Source organism: Pseudomonas sp. PS02303, from assembly GCF_029959925.1.
In the GTDB taxonomy this organism is placed as follows: Bacteria; Pseudomonadota; Gammaproteobacteria; order Pseudomonadales; family Pseudomonadaceae; genus Aquipseudomonas; species Aquipseudomonas mandelii.
This window is the reverse complement of sequence record NZ_JASCOM010000169.1, coordinates 1-12,956: the sequence shown is the minus strand read 5'-3', so window position 1 is coordinate 12,956 and position 12,956 is coordinate 1. Positions and strand designations below refer to the sequence as shown.

The following is a 12,956-nucleotide window of genomic DNA, read 5'->3' as shown; positions in this document are numbered from 1 at the left end:
CGCGATAGCGTTGGCACATCCAACATCTATGTGACTGACAAGCCGTTATCGCGAGCAGGCTCACTCCTACAGGGGCTATCAGTGACATATAGCCAACACGCCACTGTTCCCGTGAAGCGACGATGCAGGCAAGATGAAGCTCTGCAAGTCAGAACACAGGATGCTGATCGTGACCGAAGCTTTTATTGTCGTTCAAACCGCCGAGCAAGCCGTGGACCGGCTTGCGCTCTTGCACAATCGTGCAACCACTGCGCTGAACCAGGCGCTCAAGCGTTATCTCAAGGACCGAGTCGAGCCGGACGCTGAACAGCGTGCGATGTTTCGTTATCCCGAACTGCGTCTGACCTACCACTGCCAGGGCGAAGTCCCACAGACCACCCGCGCTTACGCCAAGGTTCAGCTGCCTGGGACCTACAGTGTCACCGTCACCCATCCGGCGGCGTTCCGTAAATACCTGCTGGAACAACTCGTGCCGTTGATGCACGACTTCACCGTGACCGTCGAAGTCGGCATCAGCCAGCAAAACATTCCTTATCCTTACGTGGTCGAGCAGGGCGATGAACTGGCCGGCTCCGGCGTTACCGCCGCCGTGCTGGCGCGGGTGTTCCCGAGCACCGACTTGTCCGCCGCGACCGACGGCATTGCCGATGGCTTGTACGACTGGGAGAACACCGATCCGCTGCCACTGGCCCTGTTCGATGCCGCGCGGGTGGATTTCTCCCTGCGTCGACTGGTGCATTACACCGGCAGCGACTGGCGTCATGTGCAGCCGTGGATTCTGCTGACCAACTACCACCGGTACGTTGACCAATTCATCGTCCATGGTTTGGAGCAGTTGCGCAGTGACCCGCGTTTCGTGCGCATGGTATTGCCCGGCAACGTGATCATCGAAAAGAGCATGGACCACGGCGAAGCCTCGGCGATTGCTGCGGGCGTGGTGTGGCACCGCTATCAGATGCCGGCCTATCACCTGATTGCCAGCGATGGCCATGGCGTGACCCTGGTGAACATCGGCGTCGGCCCGTCCAACGCCAAGAACATCACCGACCATTTGGCGGTGTTGCGTCCACATTGCTGGTTGATGATCGGCCACTGTGGCGGTTTGCGTCAGTCGCAGACCATTGGCGACTACGTGCTGGCGCACGCTTACATGCGTCGCGACGGGATTCTCGACCGGGTGGTGCCGCCGAACATTCCGATCCCGGCCCTGGCCGAAGTGCAGATGGCCTTGCAGCAAGCGGCCGCCAACATTACCGGCGAAAAGGGCGACGAGCTGAAAAAACGCCTGCGCACCGGCACCGTGCTGACCTACGACGACCGTAACTGGGAATTGCGCTGGGCCCAGGAGCGTCCGCTGATCAACTTGTCCCGCGCCGTGGCGGTGGATATGGAAAGCGGCACCATCGCCGCCCAAGGCTATCGCCTGCGGGTGCCCTATGGCACGTTGCTCTGTGTGTCGGACAAACCGCTGCACAGCGAAATCAAGCTGCCGGGTTCGGCCAACGCCTTCTATGAGCGCGCGGTCAGCCAGCACTTGAAGATCGGCATCGAGGCGGTGGATCTGTTGCGCACCGAACTCAACTCGTTGCACTCGCGCAAACTGCGCAGCTTCGACGAGCCGCCGTTCCGCTGATTCGTGATGGTCATTTGACGGTCAGGGCACTAGCATTGGCAGCCCTGACCGTTAGATGCTCCTCTTTCCCATGTCCCGTCCACAACGTCCCGTTTCTCGCCGCCCTGGCGCGAAGCCTGCGCCATCCTCCCCAGCCCCGCGCCGTGTCGCCAAAGCGCCGCCGGCCGAGCCGAAGCTGATCCTGTTCAACAAACCCTTCGATGTGCTGACCCAGTTCAGTGACGAAGGAGGGCGGGCGACGCTCAAGGATTACATCGAGATTCCGGGGATCTATCCGGCAGGACGGCTGGACCGCGACAGCGAAGGATTACTGCTGCTGACCAACGATGGCCAGCTGCAAGCGCGAATCGCCGACCCGAAACACAAATTGGCCAAGACCTATTGGGTGCAGGTGGAGGGTGAGCCGAGCGCTGAGCAGTTGCAGCGTTTGCGTGACGGCGTCGAACTGAATGACGGCATGACCTTGCCGGCCGAGGCGCGGCAATTGGAGGAGCCCGAGCTGTGGCCACGCAACCCGCCGGTGCGCTTTCGCAAAAGCGTGCCGACCAGTTGGCTGGAGTTGGTGATTCGCGAGGGGCGCAACCGTCAGGTGCGGCGCATGACAGCGGCCGTCGGCTTGCCGACGTTGCGCCTGGTACGGGTCAGAATCGGCGACTGGACAATCGAAGGACTCGATCAGGGCCAGTGGAAGGAAGTGCCGGCGCGCTTATAGCGTGCCGGTTTCGATCAGGCCGATGACCACGCTTTTGATCACGAACGCAGCCACGCCCAGACCCAGTACGAAGAACAGAATGAACGAGCCAAAACGTCCGGCCTTGGATTTTTTCGCCAGATCCCAGACGATGAAACCCATGAAAATGATCAGGACGCTGACCAGTCCGGTCATCATCCACTCTTCGAGTACGGCAGGATCCATTGAATATCTCCAGCGCGGGCGGGGCTAAAAGGCGCTGGAGTATACGGCATGGGGACGGGCTGGAGGATTGACCTGCGGCAGTGTGTCGCAGTCATTCGTCGCCTGTGCCGGCCTTATCGCGAGCAGGCTCCTACAAGGGGTCTTCGGTGTTCAGGAGATCCACTGTAGGAGTGAGCCTGCTCGCGATGGGGACATCAGCTGCGCAGATGAGTCAACGGCAGCTCGGTACTATTGAGCACCTGATTCAACACAAAACTCGAACGAACGCTGGTCACCCCTTCAATCCGGGTCAAATGCCCCAGCAGCAGTTTCTGGTAGTGATCCATATCCGGCACCACAACCTTGAGTTGATAATCCGCATCCATCCCCGTCACCAAGCTGCATTCCAGCACCTGCGGCAACGTTCGAATCGCGGCTTCAAAGTTCTCGAAACGCTCCGGCGTATGGCGGTCCATGCCGATCAGCACGTAAGCCGTGAGGCTCAAGCCGAGCATCTTGCGGTCCAGCAGCGCCACCTGGCGGGTGATGTAGCCGTCGTCTTCCAGTTGCTTGACCCGGCGCGAGCAAGGCGAAGGCGACAGGCCGATGCGTTCGGCCAGCTCCTGGTTGGAGATGCGCGCGTCACGCTGCAATTCCGCCAAAATGCTCAAGTCGTATCGGTCGAGTTTGCTCATCAATCAGGCCTTTGTCATAACTATTGCGGCAGATTATCTATCCAGGGTTAAAAATTGCGCAAGTGATGTTTAATTGAGCAATCTTCGCAATCCTCTGCCGGCACTCGCGGCCTATTCTTATCACCAGAATCACTGCTCGGACAAACAGTCCATAGCCGCTCGCCGAATCAGGCCGGCGGCGGCCGCCACCCCCACAGGGGATGTGCCGGCCTCCGAGCTACACACTGTCCAGAAGACGGCGTGAGGTGAGCCGACGTCATAAGCGTCGAGCACGGACGAAGTTCTCTAAGGGAGGCCGACGGGTCTCCCTTTTCTTTTGCCTGGAATTTGAGAGCGGCCCTCAATAAATAAGTTGCGCGACTGATAACCTGTTGCAGAACCGCCCTGTACTTTCCCAGTCTTACGTACAGGCCCTAACCCGCAGTGAGGAAAAGCATGAAGTCGCGCATCTGGCGTTTGGCCGGTGTTGGTTTGCTGTGTGTGAGTGTCACTGCGCAATCGCTGGCCGATGATCAGCAAAACCGTGGTCCCGATGGCGGGCAACGTGGATCGGACGGCCATCAGGGCAACAATCAGGGGCATGGCGGCAATAATCAGCCGCGCCCGCAGGACAACGACATCATTCGTGGCGACAACAGCCGCCAGTTCGAGCACAACGGCCAGACTCAGAACAACGGCCAGTGGCAGAACCGTCCGCAGCCCGACTACAACAATCCTGTTCGCTCACCGCCGCCGCCACCGCAGCTCCCGGCCAATGACCTGCCGATCCAGGGTCGCCCCGACGCGGTGCGCCAGACTCAGCAGCCACAGCGTGGTTACTATCAGGACAATCCACAGCGCAACAATTACAACCAGCAATGGCAGAACAACGGTCCGCGTCCCGATGATCGTCGGTGGGCGGGTCGTCCGGATGGGCACGGTAATGGCTGGGGCCCCGGCCCGCAATATCGCCCGGGTCATGTGATCGACCGCTTCCCGGACCGTGACTACCGCGTGCCTTACGGTGGTCGGGATTATTTCTATTCCGGCGGCTACTGGTATCGCCCACAAGGCCCGCGTTATGTGGTGGTTCAACCGCCTCGCGGGATTCGAGTCAGTTACTTGCCCGATTACGCGCGTGAGGTGTGGATCGGCGGGGCGCTGCTGTTCCTGGCGGCCGGTTCGTATTACGCCTATCAGGAAAACACTCAGGACTACGTGGTGGTCGAGCCGCCGGTGCAAATGCAGCCGCAGCCGGTCAGCAACAGCTACGACGTGGAGGCCTATCCGGCCAACGGCCAGTCGCCGGAGCAGGTCAACCAGGACGGTTACGAGTGTTATCAATACGCGGTGCAGCAAAGTGGCTTCAATCCGCGGACGGCCACCTACCAGCCAGACCCGTCGGTGGTGCAAGCCTACCGCCAGGCTCAAGGTAACTGCCTGAGCAGTCGCGGCTATCAGGTTTCTTTCTGAGTCTTTGCCGCCAGTACCACTTCCTGCGGGTCGGCGTGCACCAGCACTTCGGCTCGCGGGTAAGCGGCGTGAATCGCATCGGCGGCCTGATCGCTGATGCCGTGGGCGACTGACAGGGTCAGGTCCCCCGGCAATTCCAGGTGCAACTGCACGAACCACTGGTTGCCGGAAATCCGCGTGCGCAGGTCATGCGCGCCCAGCACCCCCGGAACGCCGCAGGCCAGCTCAAGCATGTGCTGGCTCACCTCCGGCGGCAGTTCCTCATCCATCAGCACCGTAAAACTTTCCTTGGCGATCTGAATCGCGCTCCAGAAGATGTACGCAGCGATTGCCAGGCCGAACCAGGGGTCGACCTGATGCCAGCCAAACCCGGCCAACACCAGCGCCAGCAGAATGCTGCCATTGAGGAGCAAGTCCGAGCGGTAGTGCAGGGAGTCGGCGCGCACCGCGTTGGAGCCGGTGGCCTTGACCACCCGATGTTGCAACATCAGCAACGCCACGGTCAGCGCCAGGGAGAACACAATCACGCCGATGCTGATCCACGGCGCGCCCACCGGTTCCGGATGTTTCAGCCGCTCGATCGCCTGCAAAGAAATCAGCACCGCACTGCCGCCAATGAACAACGCTTGAGCCATGCCCGCCAGCGACTCGGCCTTGCCGTGCCCGTAACGGTGATCGTCATCGGCCGGGCGCAACGCGTAATGCACCGCCAGCAGATTGAGCAAGGAGGTGACGCCGTCGAGCGCCGAGTCGGTCAACCCGGCGAGCATGCTCACCGAACCGCTCAACCACCAGGCGATGGCTTTGGCGACGATCAGCGTACACGCCACCGCCACCGAGGCACGAGTCGCCAGCCGCAGCAGGCGGGCGTGTTCGGAGCTGGAAATCATAGGGGCGGCTATTCCTTTACGTGCACGGATTACGCGGCGGGTTGCAGGCCTAACAGGGCCAGTTGCTGGGTGCTGCCTTTGTGTTGAATCAGGCGTGGGTCATCCAGCGGGAAGCTGCGGCCCAACTCGGTTTCGAGAATAGTCTGCAACTTATGGTTATCAACTTTGCCGTCGGCGCCGATCGCTTCCTTGAGTTTTTCCGGGGCCACCTGCGCGGTCTCACCGGGCGCGTAGTAAATCGCGCCAGTGGCGAAGTCCACGGCGAACGCGATCAGGCCGGGGATGATGTAGAACAGCAGGCCCACGGCATCGAGCGCGGCGATGGCCGGGTCGATCTTGCCGTCAATCTGACCACGACGGTCAGGATAGAAAATCGATCCGCAAGCGGTCACCTGGGTCAGCAACGTCGCGACCAATACACCGCCAATCAAGCGAAAGGGAACACGCATATGAAATCTCCTGGATAATTTCAAAACGAAAGGACGCCTGTATGAATTAGGACCGTCATTAACGCCGAGCAGTTCGCCGTTATACTCGCCGCTCTGTTTTGGAGCCAGCATGATTTCTTTGCCGATTGATGAAGTTTTACCCGCCCTGCGTGAAGCCTTGGCTACACGTCACGAAGCCGTGCTCGAAGCACCGCCCGGCGCCGGTAAAACCACCCGTGTTCCGCTGGCCTTGCTCAACGAGCCGTGGCTGGCCGGGCAGACCATTCTGATGCTTGAGCCCCGCCGTTTGGCGGCGCGGGCGGCGGCGGAGCGCTTGGCCAGTGAGCTGGGCGAGAAGGTCGGTGAAACCGTTGGCTACCGGATCCGGCTGGACAGCAAAGTCGGCCCCAAGACCCGTATTGAAGTGGTCACTGAAGGCATTCTCACCCGACGTTTGCAGGATGACCCGGCTCTCGACGGCGTTGGCCTGCTGATTTTCGACGAATTCCACGAGCGCAGCCTCGACGCGGACCTGGCATTGGCCCTGAGCCTGAATGGCCGGGAGCTGTTTCGCGACGACCAGCCGCTGAAAATCCTTTTGATGTCTGCAACGCTTGAAGGCGAACGCCTGGCCGGGTTGCTCGATGACGCGCCGATCCTGCGCAGTGAAGGCCGTATGTACCCGGTGGCGATGCGCTGGGGTCGGCCGTTCCAGCCCGGCGAATTCATCGAGCCGCGCCTGGTGCAGACGATTCTCGAAGCCTTGAATGATGAGACCGGCAGCGTGCTGGTGTTCCTGCCGGGGCAGGCGGAAATCCGTCGCGTGCATCAACAATTGGCGGATGCGTTGGGCGAGAGCACACAGGTGTTGCTCTGCCCGTTGCACGGTGAACTGGACCTCGCCGCCCAACGCGCGGCAATCGATCCGGCACCGGCGGGCAAGCGCAAAGTGGTGCTGGCGACCAACATCGCCGAGACCAGCCTGACCATCGACGGCGTGCGTGTGGTGATTGATGCCGGGCTGGCGCGGGTGCCGCGTTTCGATCCCGGCAGCGGCATGACCAGGCTCGATACCCAACGAATTTCAAAAGCCAGTGCCACTCAACGTGCCGGCCGGGCAGGGCGCCTGGAGCCGGGCGTGTGTTATCGGTTGTGGTCGCAGGATCAGCACGAGCAATTGGCAGCCTATGCCAGCGCGGAGATTCTCTCGGCCGACCTTGCCGGTCTGGCCTTGCAGCTCGGGCGCTGGGGCGTGACACCGACGCAATTGGTGTGGCTCGACGTGCCGCCCGCCGCCGCTTATGCACAGGCTCAGGATCTGCTTGATCGTCTGGGCGCATTGGACGGCGACGCGCTGACCCGTCACGGTCAGGCCATGGCCGAATTGCCGGCGCATCCGCGCATCGCCCATTTGTTGTTGCGCGGTCAGGCGCTCGGTTTGGCCGACATGGCCTGCGATGTTGCGGCATTGCTCGGTGAGCGGGACATCTTGCGTGGCGCCGGAGCGGATCTGCACAGCCGATTGGTGCTGTTGTCCGGCGAAGAGCGTGCGGCTCGCGGTGCTCAGGGTGGCGTGCAACGTGCCCGGCAACTGGCGCGGCAGTATCGCGGTTACCTGCGTGGCAAAGCGTCGGAGCCGGTCAGCGATCCGGATCATCCACGCTGGCTCGGCGCACTGTTGGCGTTGGCCTATCCAGACCGTGTCGCCCAGCAACGCCGCGCCGGTGGCGCTGAATATCGCCTGGCCAACGGCCGTGCGGCGTTGTTCGCTGAAGCAGACAGTCTGATGAAGCAAGCGTGGTTGGTGATTGCGGATCTGGGCAGTCGTCAGGGGCAGCGCGAGGAACGGATTTATCTGGCGGCGGATTTTGATCCGGCGCTGTTCGATTCCGTACTGGCCGAGCAAGTGCGCGTGGTCGATCAACTGGATTGGGATGAGCGCGAAGGTGTGTTGCGCGCCGAGCGTCAGCGCAAGGTTGGTGAATTGATCCTCAGCCGCGAACCGCTGACCGGTCTCGACGAAACAGCGCGCAGCCAGGCGCTGGTCAATCTGGTACGCCGCAAGGGGCTGGAGTTGTTGCCGTGGACCCCGGAGCTGCGTCAGTGGCAGGCGCGCGTGGCATTGCTGCGACAGCTGGACCTCGGCAGTAAGGGTGAAAGTGAATGGCCGGATGTCAGCGATGCCGCACTGCTCAAAAACCTTGAGCACTGGCTGATGCCGTACCTGGGCAAAGTCTCGCGCCTCAGTCATTTCGCCAATCTGGACCTGTCGAGCATCGTCCATAACTTGCTGCCCTGGCCGCTGCCGCAACGGCTGGATGAACAGGCGCCGCATCACCTGAGTGTGCCGTCGGGTTCTTCGATTCGTCTGGACTACAGCGAACAGCCGCCGATTCTGGCGGTGCGTTTACAGGAGCTGTTCGGCCTGTCCGATACCCCGCGCATTGCCGGGGGACGGCAAGTGGTGAAGTTGCATCTGCTGTCCCCGGCGCGGCGGCCGGTGCAGGTGACTCAGGACTTGGCGAACTTCTGGCGCAGTACCTACGCCGAGGTGAAGAAGGATTTGAAGGGGCGGTATCCGAAGCATTATTGGCCGGATGATCCGTTGGTGGCCGAAGCCACCGCTCGGATCAAACCGCGCAAGTAACTCTTGGGGTAGAACACAAAAACTGTGGCGAGGGAGCTTGCTCCCGTTGGTCCACGAAGCGGCCCCATAATCGGCCGCCTGAATGTGTCAGATACACCGCATGCAATGGAGATGCGACTGCTGCGCAGTCGAACGGGAGCAAGCGCCCTCGCCACAGGATTTCACTTGGCTCATGTGCCTGCCCCGGCCTTGGCAGTGAGTTGCTCCCGGCAATAATCGGCAAACAACTGCGCCGGTTTGGTCAGTTGCCCGCGCTTCAACCATGCCGCCACCAATCCCGAACCAGTGACCTCTTCGACGATATCCACGCACACCACTTTCTTCCCGTCGTAAGTGCATTCCGAATGCGGCCGCGTTACCAGGATCGAGAAGCCGAACCCTTGCCCGACCATCCCCCGCACCATCTCGATCGACGGTGAGCTGAAGGCGATGTTCGGTGACAGGTTCAGTTCTTCGAACAGGCTGACGAAGTAGGTCCGGCTCGGTTGCACGTCCAGCAGAATCATCGGTTCCAGGCACAGATCACGTAGTGACACTTGTTTGAGCTGGGCGAAGCGATGGTCCGCTGGCAGCAACGCATAAGGCCGTTGCGCCGGCATCAGCGGTTCAGTCTGAATGGTGGCGTCGAGCTCGTGCTCATACAGGATCGCCAGGTCGAAGGTGCCCGACGTCAGGCCTTGCACCAGCTCTTGCTGCTCGCCGTCGCGGATGCGGATTTTCACCCCTGGATACAGCGCCGAAAACCCGGCAATCAGTTGCGGCAGGTACAGCGGTGCGACCGTTTCGAAGCAGCCGATATCGATTTGCCCGGCCACCACGTCGTTGTCGGCGAGGGCGTTCTGTTCGAACTCCTTGGCCATGCGCAGCAGTTCCTGGGCTTTGCGATAGAAGCGTGCGCCGCTTGGTGTCAGGGACACGCCCTGAGCGTGATGGCGGATCAGCAGTTGCACGCCGAAGCTGTCTTCCAGGCCTTTGATCGCCGTGGAGATCGCCGGTTGGGCGATGTACAGCTTGCGCGAGGCCTCGGCGACGCTGCCGCATTCGACGGTGGTGATGAAGTATTTCAATTGACGCAGGTTGTAGGCAGCCACGGCAAACCTCGGGGTGGATGGACTCGACATCCAGGCAATTTTCGCGCCGACTGCATCCGTTCTGACGACGGTGTTGTTGTGCCTGAACAATAACCACATACCGCGCCACCGGGGAGATTGGCTGCCCAGTTTTTTCATGGTCTGCGAAGACATTTTTACTATTTTTACTGGACTCGGGCCTGGGCCACCATTCAGACACAAGAAAAGCCCATGGAGCATCTGAACGTGTTCGAGCTTGCATATTGGCAAAACAAAGCCGCCGCGCTGCGGTTTCCCGACCAGGCCCTGATCGACGGCAAACCCCGTTCGGCGCAGTCGGGTCAGACCTTCACAGCAATCGACCCCGCCACTGGCCAGCGTCTGGCGAACGTGACCGCTTGCGGTGATGAAGAGGTGGACGCGGCGGTACGCAATGCGCGGGGGGTATTCGAAGCCGGCACCTGGTCGGCGCGTTCGCCGAGCGAGCGCAAGCACGTGTTGCTGCGTCTGGCGGAGCTGATCATGACCCACCGCGAAGAGCTGGCGCTGCTCGACTCGCTGAACATGGGCAAACCGGTGATGGACGCCTACAACATCGACGTGCCGGGCGCCGCCGGGGTGTTTCGCTGGTACGCCGAAAGCCTCGACAAACTCTACGACCAGATCGCCCCCAGTGCGCAAAACGTGCTGGCGACCATCACCCGCGAAGCACTGGGTGTGGTCGCTGCGGTGGTGCCGTGGAATTTCCCGCTGGACATGGCCGCGTGGAAACTCGCGCCAGCCTTGGCCGCAGGCAATTCGGTGATCCTCAAGCCCGCTGAGCAATCACCGTTCTCCGCTCTGCGTCTGGCTGAGCTTGCATTGGAAGCCGGTCTACCACCGGGCGTGCTGAACGTGCTGCCGGGCCTCGGCGAGCAGACCGGCAAAGCCCTCGGTCTGCACCCGGATGTCGATTGCCTGGTGTTCACCGGCTCCACTGAAGTCGGCAAGTATTTCATGCAGTATTCGGCGCAATCGAACCTGAAACAGGTGTGGCTGGAGTGCGGCGGCAAGAGCGCCAATCTGGTGTTCGCCGATTGCCAGGACCTGGACCTGGCCGCCGAGAAAGCAGCGTTCGGCATCTTCTTCAATCAGGGTGAAGTCTGCTCGGCCAACTCACGGTTGCTGGTGCAGCGTTCGATTCATGATGAGTTCGTCGAGCGCCTGAAAGTGCAGGCCGAGCGTTGGCAGCCGGGGGATCCGCTGGACCCGTCGAGCAGCGCCGGGGCAATCGTCGACAGCCGTCAGACCGCGCGCATCATGAAGTTCATCCAACAGGCCGAACGCCTGGGCGCGACCAGGGTGTGCGGGGGCAGGCAGTCGATCTTCAACGGCTCCGACAACTTCATTCAGCCGACGATTTTTACCGGCGTGAGCCCGGACATGCCGCTGTTTCGCGAGGAAGTGTTCGGCCCGGTGCTGGCGGTCACGGCGTTCGACGACGAGGCCCACGCCTTGCAACTGGCCAACGACAGCGTCTACGGCCTGGCGGCTTCGCTGTGGACCGACGACCTCAACCGCGCCCACCGTGTGGCGCGGCAATTGCGAGCGGGCACGGTGTCGGTCAACAGCGTCGATGCACTGGACGTGACCGTGCCTTTTGGCGGCGGCAAACAGTCCGGATTCGGTCGCGACCTGTCGCTGCACTCATTCGATAAATACACCCAGTTGAAGACCACCTGGTTTCAGCTGCGCGCATAACAGCCGCTCATAACAAAACGGAGAACTGGCGATGACCACACCACGTGAAACCCGCGACTACCAGGCCGCCGACGCTGCGCACCACATCCACGCATTCGTCGATCAAAAAGCGCTCAATGACGAAGGGCCGCGGGTGATGGTCCGCGGTGAGCGCCTTCACCTGTGGGACAACGATGGTCGGCGTTACCTCGACGGCATGTCCGGGTTGTGGTGCACCAACCTCGGTTACGGCCGCAAGGATCTGGCGGCTGCGGCGACCCGGCAGCTCGAGCAGTTGCCGTACTACAACATGTTTTTCCACACCACTCACCCGCAGGTGATCGAACTCTCGGAGCTGCTGTTCAGCCTGTTGCCGGGGCACTACAGCCACGCGATCTACACCAACTCCGGTTCCGAAGCCAACGAGGTGCTGATCCGCACTGTGCGGCGTTACTGGACGATCCTCGGCAAGCCCGAGAAGAAAATCATGATCGGTCGCTGGAACGGTTACCACGGCTCGACCCTGGCGGCGACGGCGCTCGGCGGCATGAAGTTCATGCATGAAATGGGCGGCATGATCCCCGATATCGAACACATCGACGAGCCGTACTTTTTCGCTCACGAGGGCAATCTGACCCCGGCCGAATTCGGCGTGCGGGCGGCGCAGCAACTGGAAGCGAAGATTCTCGAGCTGGGCGCCGATAAGGTCGCCGGGTTTATCGCCGAACCGTTCCAGGGCGCCGGCGGAATGATCTTCCCGCCTGAGAGTTATTGGCCGGAAATTCAGCGGATCTGCCGCAAGTATGACGTGCTGTTGTGCGCCGACGAAGTGATCGGCGGCTTCGGTCGTACCGGCGAATGGTTCGCTCACGAGCACTTCGGATTCGAGCCGGACACGCTGTCGATTGCCAAGGGTTTGACCTCCGGTTACATCCCCATGGGCGGGTTGATTCTGTCGAAGAAAATGGCTCAGGTGTTGGTGGAGCAGGGCGGGGTATTTGCCCACGGTTTGACTTACTCCGGGCACCCGGTGGCGGCGGCGGTGGCGATTGCCAATCTCACGGCGTTGCGCGATGAGGGCGTGGTGACGCGGGTCAGGGATGACATCGGACCGTACCTGCAACAGTGCCTGCGCGAGGTGTTCGGCAATCACCCGTTGGTGGGCGATATTCAGGGTGTCGGCATGGTCGCGGCGTTGCAATTGGCCGAGGACAAAAGCAGTCGCAAGCGTTTTGCCAATGAGAACGACATTGCCTGGCGTTGCCGCACGATTGGCTTTGAGGAAGGGGTGATTATTCGTTCGACGCTGGGGCGGATGATCATGGCGCCGGCCTTGATTGCCAGCCGGGAGGAGATTGATGAACTGGTGGGCAAGACCTTGAAAGCAGTCGATCGTACTGCTCAGGAATACGGCCGGCTTTGATCTTGTAGCGCTCTTGTGATCCTCTTCGCGGGCAAGCCTCGCTCCTACAGGTTGTGTGTCGTGCCCAATTCCGCGGCCGACATAAACCCTGCAGGAGCGAGGCT

11 protein-coding genes are annotated in these 12,956 nt (G+C 61.3%); 6 read left to right on the top strand and 5 right to left on the bottom strand.

Annotation, left to right across the window (positions count from 1 at the left end):
- Nucleotides 1-133 precede the first annotated feature (133 nt).
- Nucleotides 134-1,633: an AMP nucleosidase gene (gene amn, locus QMX98_RS25500; protein ID WP_169858286.1), complete on the top strand. Its 1,500-nt coding sequence runs from the start codon at nt 134-136 to the stop codon at nt 1,631-1,633.
- A 70-nt stretch (nt 1,634-1,703) separates the two neighbouring features.
- Nucleotides 1,704-2,345, top strand: coding sequence for a pseudouridine synthase (locus tag QMX98_RS25495; protein WP_010467391.1), 642 nt, complete (start codon nt 1,704-1,706; stop codon nt 2,343-2,345).
- Here QMX98_RS25495 and QMX98_RS25490 read toward each other — a convergent pair.
- Nucleotides 2,340-2,549 (bottom strand): DUF2788 domain-containing protein, encoded by a 210-nt coding sequence (locus tag QMX98_RS25490; protein WP_010467392.1) that lies wholly within the window; start codon nt 2,547-2,549, stop codon nt 2,340-2,342. The genes QMX98_RS25495 and QMX98_RS25490 overlap by 6 nt on opposite strands.
- 194 nt (nt 2,550-2,743) lie before the next feature.
- On the bottom strand, nt 2,744-3,223 hold the full coding sequence (locus QMX98_RS25485; RefSeq protein WP_007894448.1) for an Lrp/AsnC family transcriptional regulator: 480 nt from the start codon (nt 3,221-3,223) through the stop codon (nt 2,744-2,746).
- Between the two features lie 435 nt (nt 3,224-3,658).
- On the opposite strand from QMX98_RS25485, the gene QMX98_RS25480 reads away from it, so the two are divergent.
- Complete coding sequence (locus QMX98_RS25480) at nt 3,659-4,675, top strand: DUF6515 family protein (protein WP_145308840.1); 1,017 nt, start codon at nt 3,659-3,661, stop codon at nt 4,673-4,675.
- On the opposite strand, the gene QMX98_RS25475 is transcribed toward QMX98_RS25480, so the two are convergent.
- Nucleotides 4,660-5,565, bottom strand: coding sequence for a cation diffusion facilitator family transporter (locus QMX98_RS25475; RefSeq protein ID WP_010467394.1), 906 nt, complete (start codon nt 5,563-5,565; stop codon nt 4,660-4,662). The genes QMX98_RS25480 and QMX98_RS25475 overlap by 16 nt on opposite strands.
- Before the next feature lie 29 nt (nt 5,566-5,594).
- Nucleotides 5,595-6,014 carry a hypothetical protein gene (locus QMX98_RS25470; protein WP_010467395.1) on the bottom strand — a complete coding sequence of 140 codons (420 nt, stop codon included), beginning with the start codon at nt 6,012-6,014 and terminating at the stop codon, nt 5,595-5,597.
- A gap of 109 nt (nt 6,015-6,123) precedes the next feature.
- Between QMX98_RS25470 and hrpB the strand changes: the two genes are divergently transcribed.
- Nucleotides 6,124-8,640, top strand: coding sequence for an ATP-dependent helicase HrpB (gene hrpB, locus QMX98_RS25465; RefSeq protein WP_145308838.1), 2,517 nt, complete (start codon nt 6,124-6,126; stop codon nt 8,638-8,640).
- Nucleotides 8,641-8,810: 170 nt separating this feature from the next.
- Here the strand turns inward: hrpB and QMX98_RS25460 are convergent, their stop codons facing one another.
- On the bottom strand, nt 8,811-9,731 hold the full coding sequence (locus QMX98_RS25460; protein ID WP_172792587.1) for a LysR substrate-binding domain-containing protein: 921 nt from the start codon (nt 9,729-9,731) through the stop codon (nt 8,811-8,813).
- Between the two features lie 225 nt (nt 9,732-9,956).
- Between QMX98_RS25460 and QMX98_RS25455 the strand changes: the two genes are divergently transcribed.
- Both QMX98_RS25455 and QMX98_RS25450 read left to right on the top strand, forming a co-directional pair.
- A complete protein-coding gene (locus QMX98_RS25455) occupies nt 9,957-11,450 on the top strand; it encodes an aldehyde dehydrogenase (protein WP_282411552.1) in 1,494 nt (497 codons plus the stop codon).
- Between the two features lie 31 nt (nt 11,451-11,481).
- Entirely contained in the window at nt 11,482-12,852 is a 1,371-nt protein-coding gene (locus QMX98_RS25450) for an aspartate aminotransferase family protein (RefSeq protein WP_282411551.1), read from the top strand.
- The last annotated feature ends 104 nt before the right edge of the window (nt 12,853-12,956 follow it).

Coding starts and splice junctions, on each gene's coding strand:
- QMX98_RS25450 (WP_282411551.1), top strand. CDS start 11,482: ATGACCACACCACGTGAAACCCGCGACTACCAGGCCGCCGACGCTGCG.
- QMX98_RS25485 (WP_007894448.1), bottom strand. CDS start 3,223: ATGAGCAAACTCGACCGATACGACTTGAGCATTTTGGCGGAATTGCAG.
- QMX98_RS25480 (WP_145308840.1), top strand. CDS start 3,659: ATGAAGTCGCGCATCTGGCGTTTGGCCGGTGTTGGTTTGCTGTGTGTG.
- QMX98_RS25490 (WP_010467392.1), bottom strand. CDS start 2,549: ATGGATCCTGCCGTACTCGAAGAGTGGATGATGACCGGACTGGTCAGC.
- QMX98_RS25475 (WP_010467394.1), bottom strand. CDS start 5,565: ATGATTTCCAGCTCCGAACACGCCCGCCTGCTGCGGCTGGCGACTCGT.
- amn (WP_169858286.1), top strand. CDS start 134: ATGAAGCTCTGCAAGTCAGAACACAGGATGCTGATCGTGACCGAAGCT.
- QMX98_RS25495 (WP_010467391.1), top strand. CDS start 1,704: ATGTCCCGTCCACAACGTCCCGTTTCTCGCCGCCCTGGCGCGAAGCCT.
- hrpB (WP_145308838.1), top strand. CDS start 6,124: ATGATTTCTTTGCCGATTGATGAAGTTTTACCCGCCCTGCGTGAAGCC.
- QMX98_RS25470 (WP_010467395.1), bottom strand. CDS start 6,014: ATGCGTGTTCCCTTTCGCTTGATTGGCGGTGTATTGGTCGCGACGTTG.